General features: G+C 35.8%; 17 protein-coding genes and 1 pseudogene. 14 read left to right on the top strand and 4 right to left on the bottom strand.

What is annotated here, in order from left to right; translation table 11 throughout:
* The first annotated feature begins 3 nt into the window (after window positions 1–3).
* The 12 genes and pseudogenes from purS to FFM55_RS04030 form a co-directional block, all read left to right on the top strand.
* Window positions 4–267, top strand: a complete 264-nt coding sequence (gene purS, locus FFM55_RS04080; protein WP_042493995.1) for a phosphoribosylformylglycinamidine synthase subunit PurS — start codon at window positions 4–6, stop codon at window positions 265–267.
* On the top strand, window positions 264–950 hold the full coding sequence (gene purQ / locus FFM55_RS04075; protein ID WP_042493998.1) for a phosphoribosylformylglycinamidine synthase subunit PurQ: 687 nt from the start codon (window positions 264–266) through the stop codon (window positions 948–950). Before purS ends, purQ begins: the two co-directional genes overlap by 4 nt.
* On the top strand, window positions 943–3,177 hold the full coding sequence (purL, locus tag FFM55_RS04070; RefSeq protein ID WP_042493999.1) for a phosphoribosylformylglycinamidine synthase subunit PurL: 2,235 nt from the start codon (window positions 943–945) through the stop codon (window positions 3,175–3,177). Before purQ ends, purL begins: the two co-directional genes overlap by 8 nt.
* Window positions 3,162–4,622 (top strand): amidophosphoribosyltransferase, encoded by a 1,461-nt coding sequence (purF, locus tag FFM55_RS04065; protein WP_042494001.1) that lies wholly within the window; start codon window positions 3,162–3,164, stop codon window positions 4,620–4,622. Before purL ends, purF begins: the two co-directional genes overlap by 16 nt.
* Before the next feature lie 26 nt (window positions 4,623–4,648).
* Window positions 4,649–5,665, top strand: coding sequence for a phosphoribosylformylglycinamidine cyclo-ligase (purM, locus tag FFM55_RS04060; protein ID WP_042494003.1), 1,017 nt, complete (start codon window positions 4,649–4,651; stop codon window positions 5,663–5,665).
* Window positions 5,665–6,249, top strand: coding sequence for a phosphoribosylglycinamide formyltransferase (gene purN / locus FFM55_RS04055; protein ID WP_042494006.1), 585 nt, complete (start codon window positions 5,665–5,667; stop codon window positions 6,247–6,249). Before purM ends, purN begins: the two co-directional genes overlap by 1 nt.
* 2 nt (window positions 6,250–6,251) lie before the next feature.
* A complete protein-coding gene (gene purH, locus FFM55_RS04050; RefSeq protein WP_042494009.1) occupies window positions 6,252–7,781 on the top strand; it encodes a bifunctional phosphoribosylaminoimidazolecarboxamide formyltransferase/IMP cyclohydrolase in 1,530 nt (509 codons plus the stop codon).
* Window positions 7,782–7,794: 13 nt separating this feature from the next.
* On the top strand, window positions 7,795–9,027 hold the full coding sequence (purD, locus tag FFM55_RS04045; RefSeq protein WP_042494011.1) for a phosphoribosylamine--glycine ligase: 1,233 nt from the start codon (window positions 7,795–7,797) through the stop codon (window positions 9,025–9,027).
* A 218-nt stretch (window positions 9,028–9,245) separates the two neighbouring features.
* A complete protein-coding gene (locus FFM55_RS04040) occupies window positions 9,246–9,800 on the top strand; it encodes a GNAT family N-acetyltransferase (RefSeq protein WP_042494014.1) in 555 nt (184 codons plus the stop codon).
* A gap of 243 nt (window positions 9,801–10,043) precedes the next feature.
* Window positions 10,044–10,688 (top strand): FusB/FusC family EF-G-binding protein, encoded by a 645-nt coding sequence (locus tag FFM55_RS04035; RefSeq protein ID WP_137600531.1) that lies wholly within the window; start codon window positions 10,044–10,046, stop codon window positions 10,686–10,688.
* A 411-nt stretch (window positions 10,689–11,099) separates the two neighbouring features.
* Window positions 11,100–11,192, top strand: a complete 93-nt coding sequence (locus tag FFM55_RS09915) for a putative holin-like toxin (protein WP_228179811.1) — start codon at window positions 11,100–11,102, stop codon at window positions 11,190–11,192.
* 279 nt (window positions 11,193–11,471) lie between these two features.
* Window positions 11,472–12,101 (top strand): annotated as a pseudogene (locus FFM55_RS04030) (IS30 family transposase); the annotation flags it as partial.
* Between the two features lie 507 nt (window positions 12,102–12,608).
* Here the strand turns inward: FFM55_RS04030 and FFM55_RS04025 are convergent.
* Both FFM55_RS04025 and FFM55_RS04020 read right to left on the bottom strand, forming a co-directional pair.
* Entirely contained in the window at window positions 12,609–13,790 is a 1,182-nt protein-coding gene (locus tag FFM55_RS04025) for an MFS transporter (RefSeq protein WP_137600529.1), read from the bottom strand.
* A gap of 19 nt (window positions 13,791–13,809) precedes the next feature.
* Complete coding sequence (locus tag FFM55_RS04020; protein ID WP_137600528.1) at window positions 13,810–14,811, bottom strand: LacI family DNA-binding transcriptional regulator; 1,002 nt, start codon at window positions 14,809–14,811, stop codon at window positions 13,810–13,812.
* A gap of 197 nt (window positions 14,812–15,008) precedes the next feature.
* Between FFM55_RS04020 and FFM55_RS04015 the strand changes: the two genes are divergently transcribed.
* Together FFM55_RS04015 and FFM55_RS04010 are read left to right on the top strand one after the other, a co-directional pair.
* Window positions 15,009–16,382, top strand: a complete 1,374-nt coding sequence (locus tag FFM55_RS04015; RefSeq protein ID WP_042494019.1) for an SLC45 family MFS transporter — start codon at window positions 15,009–15,011, stop codon at window positions 16,380–16,382.
* 63 nt (window positions 16,383–16,445) lie between these two features.
* A complete protein-coding gene (locus FFM55_RS04010) occupies window positions 16,446–18,131 on the top strand; it encodes a glycoside hydrolase family 13 protein (protein ID WP_042494020.1) in 1,686 nt (561 codons plus the stop codon).
* A gap of 67 nt (window positions 18,132–18,198) precedes the next feature.
* Here FFM55_RS04010 and FFM55_RS04005 read toward each other — a convergent pair whose 3' ends face one another.
* Complete coding sequence (locus tag FFM55_RS04005) at window positions 18,199–18,993, bottom strand: TraX family protein (protein ID WP_042494022.1); 795 nt, start codon at window positions 18,991–18,993, stop codon at window positions 18,199–18,201.
* A 475-nt stretch (window positions 18,994–19,468) separates the two neighbouring features.
* Entirely contained in the window at window positions 19,469–20,743 is a 1,275-nt protein-coding gene (locus FFM55_RS04000) for an OFA family MFS transporter (RefSeq protein WP_042494024.1), read from the bottom strand.
* Window positions 20,744–20,747: the final 4 nt, after the last annotated feature.

Genomic DNA, 20,747 nt, shown 5'->3' with positions numbered 1-20,747 from the left:
ATCATGACAGTCGTTAAAGTTTTTGTGAATTACAAAGAATCTATTCTAAATCCAGAAGCACAAGCCATTCAACAGGCACTAGGACGCCTTGGCTATGAAAATATTACGCAATTAAAAGTTGGTAAAACATTTGAATTAACTTTTTCAGATGAGTTAACTCGGGCAGAAATTGTACAAGAAGTTAATGAAATTAGTGATCGCATGCTAGCAAATTACAATATGGAGAACTATACCTACGAAATTATTGAATTGGAGGGTATGTCATGAAATTTGCGATTTTAGCATTTCCGGCATCTAACTGTGAGTTGGATGCTTATTATGCCATTACCGATATTCTTTGTGAAGAAGCAGCGTTAGTATCTTATGATTCAGATTCATTAATTGATTTTGATGCAGTGATTGTGCCAGGTGGGTTTTCGTACGGTGACTATCTACGTAGTGGCGCTATTGCACGTTTTGCGCCAATTATTCCTGCGCTACGTGAGTTTGCTAATAGTGGTAAGCCAGTCATTGGTATTTGTAACGGGTTCCAAATTTTAACCGAAGCTGGTCTGTTACCAGGAGCACTACAAAAGAATACAGTTGCACAATTTATATGTCGTGATCAACAGTTAATTGTGACAAATAATCAAAGTCCATTTTCTAATTTGTATGATGAAGGAGCCATCATTACACTGCCCATTGCACATGGTGATGGTAATTACTATTGTGATACACAAACGCTTAAAAGTTTAGAAGCAAATAATCAAATTATTTTTAGATATCATAACAATCCCAATGGTAGCGTATCGGATATTGCTGGTATTACAAACCAAAAAGGTAATGTACTTGGTATGATGCCACATCCAGAACGTGCAGTTGAAAAAATTTTAGGATCAGATGATGGTAGGCAATTATTCACGTCAATCATTAATTTTATTAAGACAGGTGAGGTGGCTTTTCATGAGTAATATCGATGTTCAAGCTACAGAAATTTCACCAACGATAATTGAAGAGCAAAAACTTTACCAATCATTAGGACTTTCAGATGATGAGTATCAATTAATTAAAAACGAGGTCCTTGGTCGTTTACCTAATTATACTGAAATCGGTCTTTTTTCAGGTATGTGGAGTGAGCATTGCTCATATAAAAATTCAAAACCGGTTTTGAAAAAATTCTTCTCAAAAGGTCCTCGTGTTGTAAAAGGACCTGGTGAAGGAGCAGGGATCATTGATATTGGTGATGGTCAAGGCGTTGTTTTCAAAGCTGAAAGCCATAATCATCCATCAGCCGTGGAGCCATTTCAAGGAGCGACAACTGGTGTGGGAGGTATTTTACGTGATATTTTCTCAATGGGTGCGCGTCCAATTGCTAGTTTAGATAGTTTACGCTTTGGAACACCACGTACAGCAGCTGATCGATATTTAATTTCCCAAGTGGTTGCCGGCATTGGTGCATACGGTAATAGTATTGGAGTGCCAACAGTAGGTGGTGATATTGCCTTTGATGATGCTTATTCACAAAACCCATTGGTGAACGTCATGTGTGTCGGTTTGATGGCGTTAGATAACATTCAAGTTGGTGCTGCAGCTGGTGTTGGTAATAGTATTATTTATGTCGGTGCTAAAACCGGTCGTGATGGTATTAATGGTGCATCATTTGCATCGGCACAATTTGATTCTGAACATGAAAATCAACGTTCTGCAGTACAGGTTGGCGACCCTTTTACAGAAAAATTAGTGATGGAAGCGTGTTTAGAAATTAGTACTAATCATGCAGATGCTTTGATTGGGATGCAAGATATGGGGGCCGCAGGATTAGTTTCTTCTTCAGCGGAGATGGGTTCAAAAGCTGGTGGAAATGGGATGATTTTGAATTTGGATTTAGTACCCCAACGAGAAGCTAATATGACGCCTTTTGAAATGATGCTGTCTGAATCACAGGAACGTATGTTGTTGTGTGTCAAAAAAGGTTATGAAGATGAAGTTTTGTCAGTGTTTGCTGAATATGGTGTTGAGGCTATTACTATTGGTCACGTAACTGATGATGACCATTACCAATTACTTCATCAAGGTAATATTGTTGTCGATGTCCCAGTTGATGCATTAGCATCACAAGCACCTGTTTATTATCGTCAAAGTAAAGTGCCTGCTCGGATTGAACAAGCAAGCACGAGACAATTTGTTCCAAATGTTGCTTCACCTACCAGAGTATTACGACAGATGTTAGCACAATTAACCATCGCATCTAAAAAAAGTCTATATGAGACTTATGATTCACAAGTTCAAACAAATACGCTTGTGAAGCCTGGTTCGGATGCAGCGGTTGTACGGGTCCGTCATTATGATAAAGCATTAGCGATGACAACAGATGTTAACGGCCGTTATTTATATTTAAATCCACGAATTGGTGGTCAAATTGCTGTTGCTGAAGCAGCTAGAAATATTGTTGCTTCAGGAGGATTACCACTTGGTATCACTGATTGTTTGAATTTTGGAAATCCAGAAAAGCCAGAACAATTTTATGAATTAGATCAAGCTGTGCAGGGAATGAGCGAAGCATGTGAAACCTTTGCAACACCAGTTATATCAGGAAATGTTTCTTTGCACAATGAATTTAATGATGTCCCAATTTATCCAACACCAATGGTTGGGATGGTTGGTTTAATTCAAGGGTTAGAGCATATTACCACACAAGATTTTAAACAAGCTGGTGACTTTGTCTATGTTATTGGTCAAACGCATAATGATTTCAATGGTTCAGAAATCCAAAAAATGCAAACAGGTAAAATTTCAGGTCAATTATTTGATTTTGATTTAGAAAATGAATTTAAAATGCAAAATTTTGTGATGCAGGCAATTGAAAATAATCTTTTACAAAGTGCTCATGATGTATCAGAAGGTGGGTTAATTGTTGCTATTGCTGAAGCCACATTTGGTAATCATTTAGGCGTTAACTTAGTTAGTGAATTGATGGTTCATCAATTTTTTGCTGAGACACAATCGCGTTTTGTTGTATCAGTCAGTCCTCAAGATCAACTAGCATTTGAGCATTTATTAGGTGAACATGCCACTTGTTTAGGACAAGTCGCCGATAACGACTTTTTACACGTAATGGCACAAGACGGTGAGTTTAAGTTATCAGTTTCACAGGCATTGAATATTTGGGAAGGGGCTTTACCATGCAGCTTGAAGTAAGTCATTTAAATGAAGAGTGTGGCGTTTTCGGTGTCTGGGGGACACCTGATGCAGCATTTCTAACCTATACAGGTTTATTTTCTTTACAGCATCGTGGTCAAGAAGGCGCCGGTATTACAATTAATAATAATGGTCAACTTAGAACAAAACGTGATTTAGGTTTATTAAATGATGTGTTTAATGCAGTGGAACTTGAAAAATTACAGGGTCAAGCAGCCATTGGTCATGTTCGGTATTCAACTGCAGGGAGTAATTTATTAGAAAATATTCAACCATTGCCTTTTAATTTTAGTGATACACAATTCGCACTTGCTCATAATGGTAATTTGACCAACGCACAAACAATTCGTCAAACTCTGGAAAGCAGAGGTGCTATTTATCAATCAAGTTCAGACTCTGAAAATTTGATGCATCTTATTCGTTTGAGTAAAGAAACAACTTTGGATGAGCAAATTAAAGATGCTCTGAGACAAATTAAAGGTGGTTTCGCCTATTTACTTTTGACCAAAGATAGTCTTTATGCAGCACTTGACCCAAATGGTTTCCGGCCACTTGTTGTCGGTAAATTATCAAACGGCGGTTTTGTTATTTGTAGTGAAACTTGTGCATTAAGTGCAGTTGGTGCAACTTTTTTATGTGATGTACAACCTGGTCAATTATTAAAAATTGATAATAATGGGTTAGCCATCTCAACTTACACAACAGATACACAATTAGCAATTTGCTCTATGGAATTTATTTACTTTGCGCGCCCGGATTCAGATATTTATGGTGTCAATGTTCATTCTGCTCGTAAGCGAATGGGCGCTTTATTGGCCAAGGAACACCCTGTAAAGGCAGATATGGTGATAGGCGTGCCTAATTCTTCATTATCAGCAGCCATGGGCTATGCACAAGAATCAGGACTACCTTATGAAATGGGATTAGTTAAAAATCAGTATTCTGGTCGTACCTTCATCCAACCAACCAAAAAGTTACGTGAACAAGGTGTCAATATGAAGCTTTCGGCAGTGAGAGGGGTTGTAGCAGGTAAACGGGTAGTTTTAGTTGATGATTCTATTGTACGAGGCACCACTAGTCGAAGGATTGTGAAATTGTTAAAAGATGCCGGGGCAGCTGAGGTTCACTTACGCATTGCTTCGCCAGAGCTAAAATATCCATGCTTTTATGGTATTGATATTCAACATGCTAGCGAATTGATTGCAGCAAACCAGACTTTGACAGAAATGTGCCAAACGTTTAGTTCAGATTCATTGGGATTTTTAAGTGTGCCAAGTTTGATACAAGCAGTAGGATTAGAAACTGGCGCACCGAATGGTAGTTTGTGTGTTGCTTATTTTGATGGCAATTATCCAACACCACTATATGATTATCAAAAACAATATAACGAAGAGCAAAACAAATTACATCATCGTGATGTAATAACTGGCGTTACAATGTCGTAAATTAAGCTAACAGGAAGGATTATAAAATGGATGCTTATAAGAAGGCGGGTGTCGATATTAATGCAGGATATCAACTGGTTAGCCAAATTAAGAATTTAACACAAAACGAAGCATTAGGTTCATTTGGCGGTTTATTTCCGTTAGATATTGGCCCATTTCAAAATCCAGTTTTGGTTGCAGGTACGGATGGTGTTGGTACAAAGTTGTTGGTTGCTATTCAGGCTAATCAAAACACACAAGTTGGTATTGATTTGGTGGCAATGTGTGTCAATGATGTGTTGGCACAAGGGGCGAAACCATTATTTTTTCTAGATTATATTGGTACAGGTCATTTAGATGCAATACAAACCAAGGATATTTTGACGGGGGTAGTTGCGGGAATAAAACAAGCTGGTACCGTACTATTAGGTGGTGAAACAGCAGAAATGCCAGATATGTATCATGATCAGCATTACGATTTAGCTGGTTTTGCAGTTGGTATTGCTGATAAGAAACAATTATTACTAGCTGACAACACACAGGTTGGTGATGTATTGATTGGTATAGCATCCAATGGCTTACATTCAAATGGCTTTAGTTTAGTACGGAATATCTTATTTAAACAACATGATTATACCTTGACTGATACATTACCTGGTCACCAACAAGATTTGCAAACAGAATTATTAAAACCAACACGCATTTATGTTGATTCAGTTTATCCATTAGTACAACAAAATCAAATACATGCGATTGCACATATTACGGGTGGTGGATTAATTGAAAATGTTGGTCGTATTTTGAACGGGAAATTAGATGCTGAAATTAATGTTGATGCTTGGCCATTACCACAAATTATGCAATCGTTACAAACGCTTGGGCAACTTACATTTTCAGATATGACTAACACCTTTAATTTAGGTATTGGTATGGTGTTAGCAGTTGATGCCAAACATGTGAAATACGTCATAAATGCCTTACAGCAAGCAGGTGAACAGGCTTATCAAATTGGTAAGCTTATACCAGGAACCCAGCAAGTAAATTTGAAAGGCGAGTTGCAGTGATGTCAACGATCAAAAAAATTGCGATTTTTGCTTCAGGTGAGGGCACAAATTTTACAGCACTGTGCCAGGATTTTGTTCAGGAAAAAATACCAGTTCAAGTTAGCTTGTTAGTATGTGATCATCAAAATGTTAATGTCTTACAACGGGCAAGGCAAGAAAAAGTGCCAAGTATAGTCATTAACTTTAAAGACTATACAAATAAGGCAGCAGCAGAATCAGCTATCATAAAAAAATTAGTGGCTGAACAAATTGATTTTATTTTACTAGCTGGCTACATGCGGATTGTGGGGCCGACTTTATTAGCAAAATATGCTGGGAAAATAATTAATATTCATCCAGCATTATTACCTAATTTTCCGGGTCGTCATGGTATTGAAGATGCTTATCAAGCTGGTATTTCACAAACTGGCGTAACCATTCACTGGGTTGATGAAGGTATTGACTCTGGTAAAATTATTGCGCAGTGTGAAGTACCAATTTATAAAACAGATAAATTAGCAGATCTTGAGCGAAGAGTGCATCAAACTGAACATATATTTTATCCATCGATTGTCAAAGATCTATTAGAAAAAGGGGAATTCTAAAAATGACTAAAAAAGCATTATTAAGCGTTTCAGATAAAACCGGGTTGCTTGAATTTGCACGTCAATTAATTGACTTAGATTTTGAAGTTATTTCAACAGGTGGTACAAAAAAGGCGCTTGAAAAAGGTAGTTTAACCGTGACGGGTGTTGAAGACGTTACAGGATTCCCTGAAATGCTAGATGGCCGTGTTAAAACTTTACATCCTAAAATTCACGGTGGCTTATTAGCAAAACGTGATAATCCGGATCATATGGCACAATTACGTGAAGCAGACATTTCACCAATTGATTTAGTAGTTGTTAATTTGTATCCTTTCAAAGAAACGATTGAAAAGTCTGAAACTACTCAAGCCGAAGCAATCGAACAAATTGATATTGGTGGTCCTTCAATGTTACGTGCTGCTGCTAAAAATTTTGCGGATGTTTTGACAATTGTAGATCCTGCTGATTATGCATCAGTCGTATCGTTTTTAGAAGCTGAACAAAATGATTTGGCATTTAAAAAAGAATTAGCAACAAAGGTATTCCAACACACTGCGGCATATGATGCATTAATTGCTAATTACTTAACCGATGACGCGTTTCCAGAGAAGTTAACATTAACGTATGAAAAACAGCAAAGTCTACGTTATGGTGAAAATAGTCATCAAACGGCTGCATTTTATCGTCATCCTATTCCTGCAAAACTTTCAATTATCACAAAACAATTGCATGGCAAGGAACTATCATTTAATAATTTGAAAGATGCCAATGCCGCTTTAAACATGGTTAGTGAATTTTTAGAACCATGTGTGGTTGCGATGAAACATATGAATCCATGTGGAGTTGGGATTGCTGATAATATTGAACAAGCCTGGAATGAAGCGTATGAATCAGATCCAATGTCTATTTTTGGTGGTATTGTAGCGGTTAATCGTGAAATTGATGCAGCAACTGCCCAAAAAATGCATAAAATTTTCTTGGAAATTGTGATTGCACCATCATTTAGCAAAGAAGCTTTAGAAATTTTGGGTCGAAAAAAGAATATTCGTTTATTACAAGCTGATTTGAGCCATGCCGATGCAGCAGATCGTTTTGAAACCATTGCAGTTAGTGGTGGATTACTTATACAAGAAACCGATCGCCAGGTTGAAGAGGCAGAAACGTTCACAGTAGTAACAAAGCAGCAACCTACAGCTGAACAATTGAAGGCATTACAATTTGGACAGCATGTTGTAAAATTTGTAAAAAGTAATGCGGTTGTTGTGACAACTGCGACAAAAACATTAGGTGTTGGTATGGGGCAACCTAATCGCATTGATGCAACAAAGATTGCCATACAAAAAGCGATGCCAAAGGAAGGTTATGAAGCGGCTATTTTAGCATCAGATGCCTTTTTCCCAATGGATGATTGTGTAGAGTATGCTGCACAACATAATATTAAGGCTATTGTGCAGCCAGGTGGTAGTATTCATGATAAGGATTCCATTGCTATGGCCGATAAGTATGGTATCGCAATGGTGACAACTGGCGTGCGTCACTTTAGACATTAGGAGGGATATTTTAATGTTTAATGTTCTTGTAATTGGATCTGGTGCGCGTGAACACGCAATTGCGACAACTTTTTTGAAGAGTAAACAGGTTGCAACAGTTTTTTGTGCACCAGGAAATCCGGGTATGCAAGCAAGTGGTATTCAAACGGTTGCTATTTTAGAAAATGATTTTGGACAATTAGCCACGTTTGCTGCTAAACAACAGATAGACTTGGTGTTTGTCGGACCAGAGGCACCATTAGCTGAGGGAATTGTAAATTTTTTAACAGCTAAAGGATTAAAAGTTTTTGGGCCTAATCAAAATGCTGCAAAATTAGAAAGCAATAAACAATTTGCAAAAGATTTTATGAGGCGTCATCACGTACCGACTGCGGATTTTAATGTATTTACCGATGTTAATCAGGCCTTAGAGTATACTCAGCGATTATCTTTACCAATCGTTATTAAAGAGAACGGCTTAGCAAGTGGTAAAGGTGTTAAAATTGTGACAAAAGCGGATGAATTGGTGCCAGCTTTGCGTGAAGGTATACAAAAATCGGATCAAATTCTAATAGAAGAATATTTAACGGGTGAAGAATTTTCATTGATGGTATTTGTTGGTGGACCTGAGCCGGTTATTTTGCCAATATCACAGGATCATAAGAAGTTATTTGCGGGCGATGAAGGACCTAATACTGGCGGTATGGGAGCGTACTCACCCGTGCCACATATTACGGATGAAATCATTACGCAACTCAAAAAATCAATTATTTTACCAATCATGGATGGATTACGACAAGAAAATTTAATGTATGCTGGTACCTTATATATTGGCTGCATCTTAACACCTGAAGGCACTAAAGTGATTGAGTTCAATGTTCGTTTAGGCGATCCTGAGACGCAGGTTTTACTGCCACAGCTAGAAAGTGATTTCTATACAGTAATAAGCAACTTAATTATGGGGAAAACGCCCAAAATGATTTGGCAAAATCAAGAATATTATATAGGTACAGTTGTTGCTGCACCAGGATATCCAGATAATCCTAAACAGCATATTGCATTACCTGATTTGCCGGATAATATTTTTTATGGTGGCGTTGTTGCAAAAAATAAAACATTATATAGCTCGGGAGGTCGTATTTTTACACTGATCGCGCATGCATTAACACTTAAAAAGGCACAAACAATTGTTAATACGACACTAGCCAATTTGGATTTGACTAATTTTTATTATCGAAAAGATATTGGATTTCGTGATTTAAATTAAAAAGTAATCCTATATTATTTAAGAGAAGGAATGAAATAAATAAGCAGCCAAATTCATAAAAATTTGGCTGCTTTTATGTGATTTAATAGAAAGACGTATAGCATATGAAGCTTTCCAAAAACAGTCTTTTCTAAGATATCATAAAGAATATACACATTTAATATTGCATTAATTATAATGAACTTAATTACTTGAAAGAAAAGAGAATATTATAAATAATGATAGAAATTTCTACAGATAGATTGATTATTAGGCCATTAAGAACAACCGACTATGAGAGTTGGTTCAAGGGGTTTTCGCAACGGCAACCGTCACAAAATCCCTTTGATGAAGGTTTATTAGATATGAGTATTTGTACGCAAGAATGGTTTAATGAGCTGGTTCAAAAGCATGATACATTAAGGCAGGCAGACGACACTTATATTTTTGCTATTTTTGATAAAAAAACGCAACATCATATTGGTATGATTGATATTGCAACACTTGCCAGAGCGAATATGAATTGGGGTGAAATTGGTTATTTTATTCATAATCAATTATGGCGAAAAGGGTATGCTTTTGAAGCATTAACAGCTATTTTGAAGTTAGCATCTAATCAATTAGGATTTCATAGAATTGAAGCACATGTTAGTATCCCAAATACACCATCTCAGGAATTACTAAAAAAATTAGGCTTTTCATTTGAAACAACTCGTGAAAAATTTATGTTTGAATTTGGTGAATGGGCAGATAAAAAAGTTTATTTCTATAATTTAAACAATACTAACTTATAGCATATAAAGGTTATGATTAGTGGTAGCTAGTTACCGTGCTATCCTGTTTTCTAGGGTATCAGTAAGCAATATAAGGCTTATTTGTTTTTTTTAAAAGGTTTGATAAACTAGGGTAGCTCTAGGAGGTGGTCAGATGGTACGTATAGTATCTGCTAGTGACAAGGTTAATAACTATTAATCGAATCACTAGAAAAAAACTTTCTTTCTAATGATTCTAATTATGAGAAATGAAAGGAAAAATTTATGACACTAACAATACAACCCTATCAGTATATGAAGATTAATGACATTGTCTATAACTTGGTACATCAATACCAATCAGTCAATGACTTACGGACAATTGGTGTCCTTCAAGATTTAGCTGCCGAGGAAATCCACGATACAGTTCCTGGTAATGACCCTGCCATTACGCAGTTAATTTCTAATATCATGGATCGACGATTGCGACACCGTGCGACTGAAACAATGGTCAAAACATTACAAGAGTTTGTCGTGCCTTTTGTAGCACCAGACAAAAAACAAATACAACAAACATTCCGCAAGACTAAGAAATTGACGCTACCTGATTTAACGGTAGTGGATTGGCGTGATTATACTTTTTTTGCTTGGAATGATATTGCGACACGACGTAAATATATATTGTATTATGAACAAGACCAGCTTTTAGGGTTAGTTGGTGATGTTTCAAGTCCAGTTATACGGGGATATTGTTCAATTTGTCAGCATGAAGAAAACGTAACAATGTTTTTAGCATTAAATAAACGCCATGGGGATGGTAGATATACAAAAAAAGGTAACTATATTTGTGTTGATAGTTTACAATATAATCGTAATCTACATGAACGTGCTCTTTTTGATAAATTTGTGACAACAATTAAAAAACAATAGTGTAATAATTAATTTATAATTCAACCACGGCTAGCGATTTTGCTGGCCTATTTTTATTTTCATTCGGTACTTTCTAAGTCTGTCATACCATAAAATAATAAATAATCCAAAAGGAGACATTACGGAGAAACAACGTGATGAAATAGATGAGGCATTAGAAAGTGCAACTAGAGCGTTACCCAGATAAAAAGTAACCGATGCTGAAATGATTAAAAATGGTTAATGGTAAGCATAAATTACTCAATACAAAAAATGCCACAAATGCTATTATGACAGCACTTGTGGCATTTTTTTATGTTATAATAACTGTACAGGTTTAAAGGCGGTGGCTAATCCTATTCGAAAGGAGTTGGTGCCTATGAACGAATGTTCGTAGACTTCAAAATCTAAAGAAAGGCGGGTTAGCTAAACATGTCTGTTTTCCAAGCAGTATCATTGATGATACTATTTGGAAACTTCTTGTTGATGTTGTTGACGTATATCGACAATCATCACAAGAAGTAGGGCAAACAAAAAACCGCTAAAACTTTGACGAGCAAGGCGGTTTTTAACTATTTAAATTCAAGCCATCGTCAAGACAACCTGGGCCTCGTGTTGGTAGCACGGGGCTTTTTGTTTACGACTAAATTATAGCATAGCTGTGGAAAATCCCCAAATACTTAGCAGTATATTACTACATAAAATCCGCTGGCTTAATTTCAATAGAGCTGGCTTAATTTCAATAGAAGGGTAATGAGAAAGTTCAGTTAAGTCTATATCTATCGGACAACTATATAACATGTAATAGCAAAACAATATCATCGGCAGTATCGTTCTTTTCGACCGCTTGTAACACCAGAAGAAACAAGTCATTATATTGGACAACGACGAAGTATCAATGAACGACCAACGTCAATTAATAAACGTCGCGCTTTTGGGCATTGGGAAATGGATGGTGTTGAGAGTAAAAATCATCAGGGATCCTTATTAATTACTTTTGTTGAACGTAAAGCACGTTATCAAGTGGCCATTAAAGCGAAATCCAAAAGCGCTTTGGAAATCGTTAGAGTGCTTAGTCAATTTGAACGGCAGTATGGGCGGCATGTGAAATCAATCACATGTGATAATGGTCATGAATTTGTGAATAGTCGTGTGGTGAAGTTTATTTTGTGTTACTTAGGTGATTTATATGTTGCCAATACTTATGCACCCTATGAACGTGCTACCAATGAACGCACTAATCGTAACTTACGCGCCAGGTGGTATTTTCCTAAGGAGACAGTGTTTAGTAAGATCACACAACAACAAGTTAATCAAGTGATCGATGAGATTAACAGTAAACCATTGACACATGCCGTTAAAAGTCAACGGTCACCAAATTATCTATTTAAACGTGCCACAAGACGTTTAAGAATTAGAACAACGACGGTATAAAGTATCAGTATCATAGAATTATTAAAAAATATTGTTTATAAGCGGCCTGATAGCTATGTGTAAAAAATAGCATGATGAGGTTGATTTTTGTGTGCTTAAAATAAAAGTTTGATTTTTACGAGTTTAATTACATTAGAACTAAAATAGTTACAAAATTATCGTAAAAAGTATAAATTCAGTCTAATGAAGTGTAAAATGTCATTAAATTGTTAAAAAAATGGCTAAATACTGACAAAACACACTTTGTAAGTGACAAAAAAACGTCAAAACTATGAGGTATTAACTTTTGATAATATATATTATGTAAACTAGAATAAACGTGTTTTTATAGACGAATATTTTGTTATTGATTTTAACCAATAACCCCTTTTATGTATCCCGATTTATTGCGGTTTATAGCAATTTAAAAACTAGTATATTTTTAATAAAAAACTTTTCTTTTATTATTAATTATCAATAAAAAATGATTATACGTAGTCTAGTATAATCATTTTTTACTTTTATATCCTATTTATTTGAAAATTGACTAAATGGAATTTTATAGCTGGTAATAATCATAATGATCACAAATATGAAAATATATAACGGAAAATAACTCGTAGATAACTGACTACTGATAATGCCAAATAATGGTGGCAAAAACGTTGTACCTAAGTAGCTACTAGCCATTTGGAATCCCATAATCGATTGGGAGTTTTTCTTACCAAATGTTGTTGGTGTCGCATGGATTAACGATGGGAAAACTGGTGCACAGCCTAGGCCGATTACCAATAATCCAAATAATGCTGTAATCTGATAAGGTATAAACAATAATATTGTACCCAGTAAAGCACTAAACATACCAATATGAATAAGTTGTCTATCCGTAAAATAATCGGCAACAAAGCCTGATATTAAACGACCGACGGTAATACCTATATAAAATAAAGATGCAAACATTGCTGCGATATCGATGCTAATATGTCGTGATGATACAAAAAAGGTACTAGCCCATAGTCCACTAGTTTGTTCGACTGCAGCATATGCAATAAATGTTAATAATGCTGGTATGATACCTTTAATTGTACGAATAGGTTTTTTTGTTGTGATTGTCATGGGCTCTTTTAAATTGTCCGTTAAGGTGGTTTCTGATTGCGTATGTTCTACTTTACGCCATTGCGGAAAACTAATCACAATAATAAGTGTAATGATAAGTTGAATAATGCCAATTATTTTGTATCCCAGTTGCCAATTATGTTGATTAGTAAGTGCAAATCCCATGATGTATGGACTTAATGAAGCTCCGATTCCCCAAAAAGCGTGCAACCAACTCATATGCTTAGATGCATAATGGATGGCAACATAATTATTCAAAGTTGCATCAATTGCACCAGCACCTAAACCATAAGGTAATGCTAATAACCAGATGATTGTAAATGAATTAAATATAGAGAACCCCAGTAATGCAATGGCTGTTAAAAGAATGCTGGCAGCTGTAATGGTACTCGCACGAAACTTTTTACTTAAAAAACCAGCAGCCAAACTAGATATGACAGTCCCCACTGAAATTGTCATTGTAATAATACCGGCGTATGAAACTGGCACATTTAAAGTTTCATGCATCGCTGGCCAAGCTGATCCAATCAGTGAATCAGGTAATCCAAGACTGATAAAGGCGATATAGATAATTGGTAGTAGTATTGAAAACATTAACGCCCCCTTTTGTTTATTACTTAATGTCTAAGACACTATCACGTTCAATTAATTTAGTAGGAACATAAATAATTTGTTGCTGCTGGTCGATACTATTTTCAATAAAAAGATTCATAGCAATGCGACCAATTTCCGCAAAATTTTGTTGAATGGTCGTTAGTTGTGGTCGACTCATTTCAGTTAGTTGGAGACCATCAATTGTCACAACTGATAAACTATTTGGAATACTTTTATTTGCATCATTCATTGCATTTACAATGCCGACACCAACAAGATCGGCCGTTGCTATTGCTGCAGTAAATGGTAATGCATTAATATCATACCCCTCTGTCACACTTTGATACCCCGTTTCATAACTGTGGTCATTACCATAGAAAAAAGCATTTTCAGTTGTTAATTGGTGTTGTTTCATAGATTCAATAAAATTGCGTCGACGAACACTTGAAATATTTGTTGTTAATTTTGTATCCCCAATTAGTGCAATATTAGTGTGCCCCTTTGAAACTAAATGATCTACTAGTGTATCCATCACAATAAATTCATTTGAAGTAACTGCAGAAATATGTTCATTTAATATTGTGGTCAATGAAATGATTGGAATACTTTGTGTCGTTAATTGCGCCATCATCCATGCCGGAATATCTAGTGATAATAAGAATACAGCCCCCACTTGCCGAGTTAATAATGTGTTAAAAACTTGCGTTTGATGCGCTTCGTTATCATCCAGATATGTTATTAATAATTCATATCCGGATGCAACAGTTGCTTCATATAATCCTTTAATAATTTCATCTGCGAAATTTGTATGAATTAATGGTACAACAACGCCAACAGCTCGACTTTTTTTACTAGCCAAGTCAGCTGCACTTTGATTTTTAAAATATCCCATTTCTCGGGCAATTTCCCGAACTCGCTTTGCAGTAGTTTCACTGTAACGCCCACGATTAGTGAGAATTCTTGATACAGATGCAACTGATAAATTTGCCGCCTGGGCGACGTCTTTTAATGTAACTACCATATATAACTCCTATATTAACTATGCTATTGGTATTATTATACACTGACTTGATAGCAAAAGTCGTTTAAGTGCTGCTATTTTTTATTTTAAATCACTAGTTGACATTTTTTATGCAAACGCTTACAATAAATTGCGTAAACGTTTGCATAAAACGTTTGGAGATTTGATGGATTTTTATAATATGAGGGGATTTTCGAATGGATAATCAAACTAAAGATGTAAATGTGGCACAAGACACTGTGTCACAGACTGTTAAACATCGGTTACCTGACCTATCAAAATTACAAATGTTTATGATGACATTTGGATACTTTGGAACTCAGATTGCCTTTTCAATGCAGACTGGAAGTATGGGTCGTATTTTTCAAACAATTGGTGCAGATCCAAATAATTTAGGGTTCTTTTTCATCCTACCACCTTTGGCAGGAATGATTATGCAACCGTTAGTTGGGTACTTTTCTGATAAGACTTGGTTGCCAAAATTTGGTCGTCGTATGCCTTATCTAATTGGTGGTACATTAGTATCATTTATTGTGATGTTACTATTGCCTAATGCTGGTTCATTTGGATTTGGATTTGGATCAGCTGCAGCACTTTGGTTTGGTGCTGTTACAGTGTTGTTTATGGATTTGGCATCAAACGTTTCTCAACAACCATTTAAGATGATTATTCCTGATATGGCTAATGAGAAGCAATCAAATTCGTTATGGTCGATGCAAAATGTTTGGGGTAGTTTAGGTAGTTTGGTTGCCTTTGTATTCCCATTTATCTTAACTGTTTCAGGTATTGCTAATACTGCGCCACGTGGTGAAGTACCAATGTCTGTTAAAATTTCATTCTATGCTTCAGCAATTATCTTGGCATTATCAGCTATCTTTACAATTAAGAATGTTAAAGAGTACACCCCTGAAGAAATGGCTAAGTACCACAACATTTCTGAAGAAGAACAAAATGAAAAAGCATCAATTATGAATGTTTTGCGTAGTGCACCAAAGGTATTTTGGTTACTAGGTATTGTTGAATTCTTTGTTTGGTTTGCTATTCCTTATATGTGGACATATTCAACGGGTGCTTTAGCTGAAAATATTTGGCACGTAACTGATCCTGCTTCAGCAGGTTACCAAGAAGCTGGTAACTGGTTTGGAATTGTACAAGCAGTTTATTCAGTTGTTGCTATTATTGTTGGTCTATTCTTTGCACGTCTTACTAAGAAAACACGGCGTCCTGCATATACAGTTAGTTTGATTTTAGGTGGTATCGGATTTTTGATGATAGCATTTGGAACAACTAAGCTATCTTCTATCATTGCCTTCGCATTGTTTGGAATTGCTTGGATTGCTTTAATTACAATTCCATTTACAATTTTGACAAATGCATTAGATGGTAAACATGATGGTATTGTTCTAGGGTTGTTTAACTGCTTTATTTGTATTCCTCAAATTGTGGCATCTTCAGTTAGTTTCTTGATTTTGCCAGCACTTGGTGGTTCAATGGCTAAGATGTTTATTATCGCCGCAATTGCCTTCTTTATTGGGGGTTTGGCAATTTGGTTAGTTCGTGATGATGTTTAAGCAGTGTTATATTATATAGTGTAAAAATAGTTTATTAATACAATGATTTTATAGGAGGTCATAATGACAGAAGAAAATATTAAGTGGTGGCAAAAGGCCGTTGTTTATCAAATCTACCCTCGTTCATTCCAAGATACTAATAATGATGGTATTGGTGATTTGAAGGGTGTTGAACAACATCTAGACTATGTTAAGAAGTTAGGTGCTGATGTTATCTGGCTAAACCCTGTTTATGAATCACCAAACAAGGATAATGGTTATGATATTTCTGATTACCAAAGTATTAACCCTGAGTTCGGTGACATGGCAGAATTTGATCGCTTGCTGGCAGCAGCACATGATCGTGGCTTGAAAATTGTAATGGATTTGGTTGTTAACCACTCTTCTGACCAACATCAATGGTTTATTGAGAGTCGTTCAAGCAAAGATAATGATAAACGTGATTTCTATATTTGGCGTGACCCTGTTGATGGTCATGAACCAAATAACTGGGGATCATTCTTCTCAGGTTCTGCATGGAAGTTTGATGAAGAAACCGGGCAATACTACCTTCACCTCTTTGCTGAGGGACAACCTGATTTGAATTGGGAAAACCCAAAGTTGCGTGATACTATTTGGGATATGATGAATTGGTGGGTTGATAAGGGAATTGACGGTTTCCGTATGGATGTTATCTCTTTGATTTCAAAGCCTGATGGTTACCCTGATGGAAAAGTGCCTGAAGGTGATGTATATGGTAACTCAAATCATGCTGTTGCTAACGGTCCTCGCGTTCACCAATACTTGCAAGAAATGCGTGATAAGGTATTGAATAACGCTGATATGATGACGGTTGGTGAAGCATCTGGTGTTGATATTGAGAATGCCAAGCAATATGCTACTAATGATGGTTCAGAACTAAACATGGTATTCCAATTCGAGCACGTTGAATTAGATGGTAATCCAAATGATGCCTTAGGTAAGTGGTATGATGAACGTGTTTCATTACCTAAGCTAAAGGAAAACTTAAGCAAATGGCAATATGAATTGGATGGCAAAGCATGGAATTCACTATACTGGAATAATCATGATCAACCACGTGCGGTTAGCCGTTATGGAAGTGATAAGCCTGAATTCCGTGTTGTATCAGCTAAAATGGCAGCTACCCTCCTACACTTTATGCAAGGAACTCCTTATATTTATCAAGGTGAAGAAATTGGGATGACAAATGCTTATAACTTAGGCTGGGATGACTTTAATGACATTGAAATCTTAAATGCTCGTGAATATCTGGTTAATAAAGAACACTTGATTGACGATGATACTTTGCTACAGTATGTTCATTATAAAGGTCGTGATAACGCACGTACCCCAATGCAATGGACTGATGGTAAGAATGCTGGCTTTACCGATGGTACGCCTTGGCTAAAGATGAATAATAATTTCGATGAAATTAACGTAGAAGCTGCATTGTCTGATGAGGATTCAGTATTCTATTACTATCAAAAGTTGATTCAATTGCGTCATGACTTACCAATTATCACAACAGGTCACTACCAATTATTAGATCCAGAAGATGCTGAAGTCTACGCTTATAAGCGTGTCGGTGATAATGAAGAGTTATTAGTTATTAATAACTTTACTGAGAACGAACAAACACGTGAGTATGAAGTTCCTGAAAATGCAGAAGTATTGATCAGTAATTATAAGGACGATCAAGGTTCAGTACTACGACCATTTGAAGCAAAAGTTTACCGTTATACAAAATAGTTATATATAAATAAAAGTAAGCAATACATGACAAAATGTCGTGTATTGCTTACTTTTTTGCAATTAATTAATAAAGCCATGCGGCAAGTGCGTATAGAATAATGATATGGGCTGGATAGAAAATATAGAAGAAGTACTTCATACCGCGTCCCTTTGCCCCACTGTATAATGCAATCGGGATAATAGCAAAAATCATTATCCATTGTGACAATCCTAGCAAACCGTAAATAAGCGCCACAACAGCAATGCTTAATAATTGTGCCCAACGAACATTACGAAAAATGTACAGTACAGGAATTAGGAGTACCATAATACTGTTTTCTGCTAGTAGAATGGCTGGGTTTAATGCAAGCAAGACTTGCATAAGTAACATTTGACCAGTTGAACCGGCTGATGACATGAGAGGTAACATAATGACTGATAACAAAAATGGTATTAAGAATAGTGCAATACCAAGTGCAATATGTTTAGCTGCCTGTCCTTGTTTTACTTTTTCGAATTGATCAATACCAGCCATAAAAATCGTTCCAATAAATAAATCACGGAAAATATTATTAATTAGTTGTACTTGTTCAAAACCAATAATATGTTGTGTTAGATTCATTAAAATTGCCATTACAACCATGCTAATATATAGGCGAAGCATATACCCCTTTTTACTATGCGTGTATGAATAGCCAAGAACGGTTGTGAAAAAGAATAATGTTGCGACAGGACGACCAAACCAATCTAACCAATTAGGTGCACCTAGTGGCGCAAAAGTTTGATGAAAATGGTCAATGACCATTAAAATTAAACCAATAACTTTAATATCAAAGGTTGTTAACTGGAACAAATGTCCTTTTTTTGTTTGTGTTGACATAAAAAATCTCCTATTGAAATATCATCTAAAATAATTATTTTGAATCAAAGCTTATCACAAATGATATTATACAAGAAATAACATATAAAAAGCTACCTTTTTTTCATAAAAATAGCTTTTTATAATTGTGTATAACGGTAAACTTTTGCTTCAAATGGTCGTAGCAATGAGGATAGTTTTAATATGGCAACTATAGATATATGATACCCCCCTACACTTAGGTAAATTACACAACGTTAATTACAAAGCCGTTACGCATTATTAGATTACTACTTGGAGATAGGCCGCCTAATAAAATATGGTCAGAAGATGGCAAGCAACGAATAGGATTATTAAATGCTAATTTTATGGATTTACTAACTAAAAAAGCTTATGAATCTAACAAAATTGTTAAATTCATAAGCTTTATTTCTTCTGGACAATTTTGCGATTTTTCACGCTATTTGACGTAGAAGTTTTATATTATATAAATTAATTAACCACGATAAACTGGCTTTTTAATGAATAACCAAATTAGTAATGAAATAACCAACATCACAAGATAAACATTAAAGACAACAGATAGATTTCCGCCAGCTAATGAAAGAATAACAGCACCAGCTAAACTTCCAAAACCAAATCCTTGATAAATCAAAGAATAATTTTGACTATGATTCTTTAGCCCAAAGTAATCACCGGCCATTGTAGGATAAACTGTAATTGTTCCACCGAAGAAGAAACCAACTGCCATCATGGCTGTATAGAATACTGGAACGCTCAAATGACTACTAAATGCTAATGTTGCAACTGCAATAAATGTAACAGCGTATGAAAGAATAAACATTGGCTTACGACCAAATTTATCAGATAATGATCCAATTACGAAACGACCAACAGTATTAGCAATTGCAACTAAAGCAACAATATTCGTAGCTTGTGCAATGTCTAATCCAGCTAAGTTGGTTCCCAAATTAGCTGCAATTCCAGTTAGGTAAACTGACAAAGAAATTGTTAACAAGGTAATGAATAATAGATAAGCTTGCGGTGTGCGAAGCATCTCACGAGTTGTAAATTCGTGATGAGTTGGATCGTCTGTGGCATTTGTCGTCTTGATTTCAGGTGCATCATGAATAAGCATTGCACCACCAACAATTAGTAGCATTGATAACACACCCCAACCAATTAAAGCATATGGTAAGTTATGGACAATGTTATCGCCTAAAATAGCTGAATCAATGTATTTAAAAATAAATGAACCCAAACCATAGAAAGCAACAGAAATACCTGAAATTAATCCTGTTTTTTCAGGGAACCACTTAATAGCATTTGAAAGAGTTGCCATATAAGCAATTCCATCAGCTGCCCCTAGCATAACGCCAACAGAAGCGTAGTATAGCCATAGTTGATCTGCCGAATTAACTCTTGATGCAATAATTGTTGCTAATCCAAATATAATTCCTGCCGTAATCGTCACCTTACGAACACCAAATTTTTTAACTAGCGTACCCACAAAAATAGTTGATAATGATAATGATAATGCCCCAATTGAAAAAATAAGTGAAATTGAACCCAGATGAGGTTGAACGGCAGCAGGATTACCTGTTTTAACGTCAATAACTAATTGATCAAACATTTGTAATATTGGGGTATTAAAAATGCTCCATGCATAAAAAGTTCCCACACCCAATTGCACAAGAATAGTACCAAAGATGACTAGCCAACGATTAACAACTTTTGGCTGCCCCTTTGATGACGACATTGTAGTTTGCATAATA

Origin of the sequence: Weissella sagaensis (genome assembly GCF_005405285.1) — a bacterium.
GTDB lineage: Bacteria > Bacillota > Bacilli > Lactobacillales > Lactobacillaceae > Weissella > Weissella sagaensis.
The sequence above is the reverse complement of the archived record's forward strand: the minus strand, read 5'-3'. Positions and strand labels throughout refer to the sequence as shown.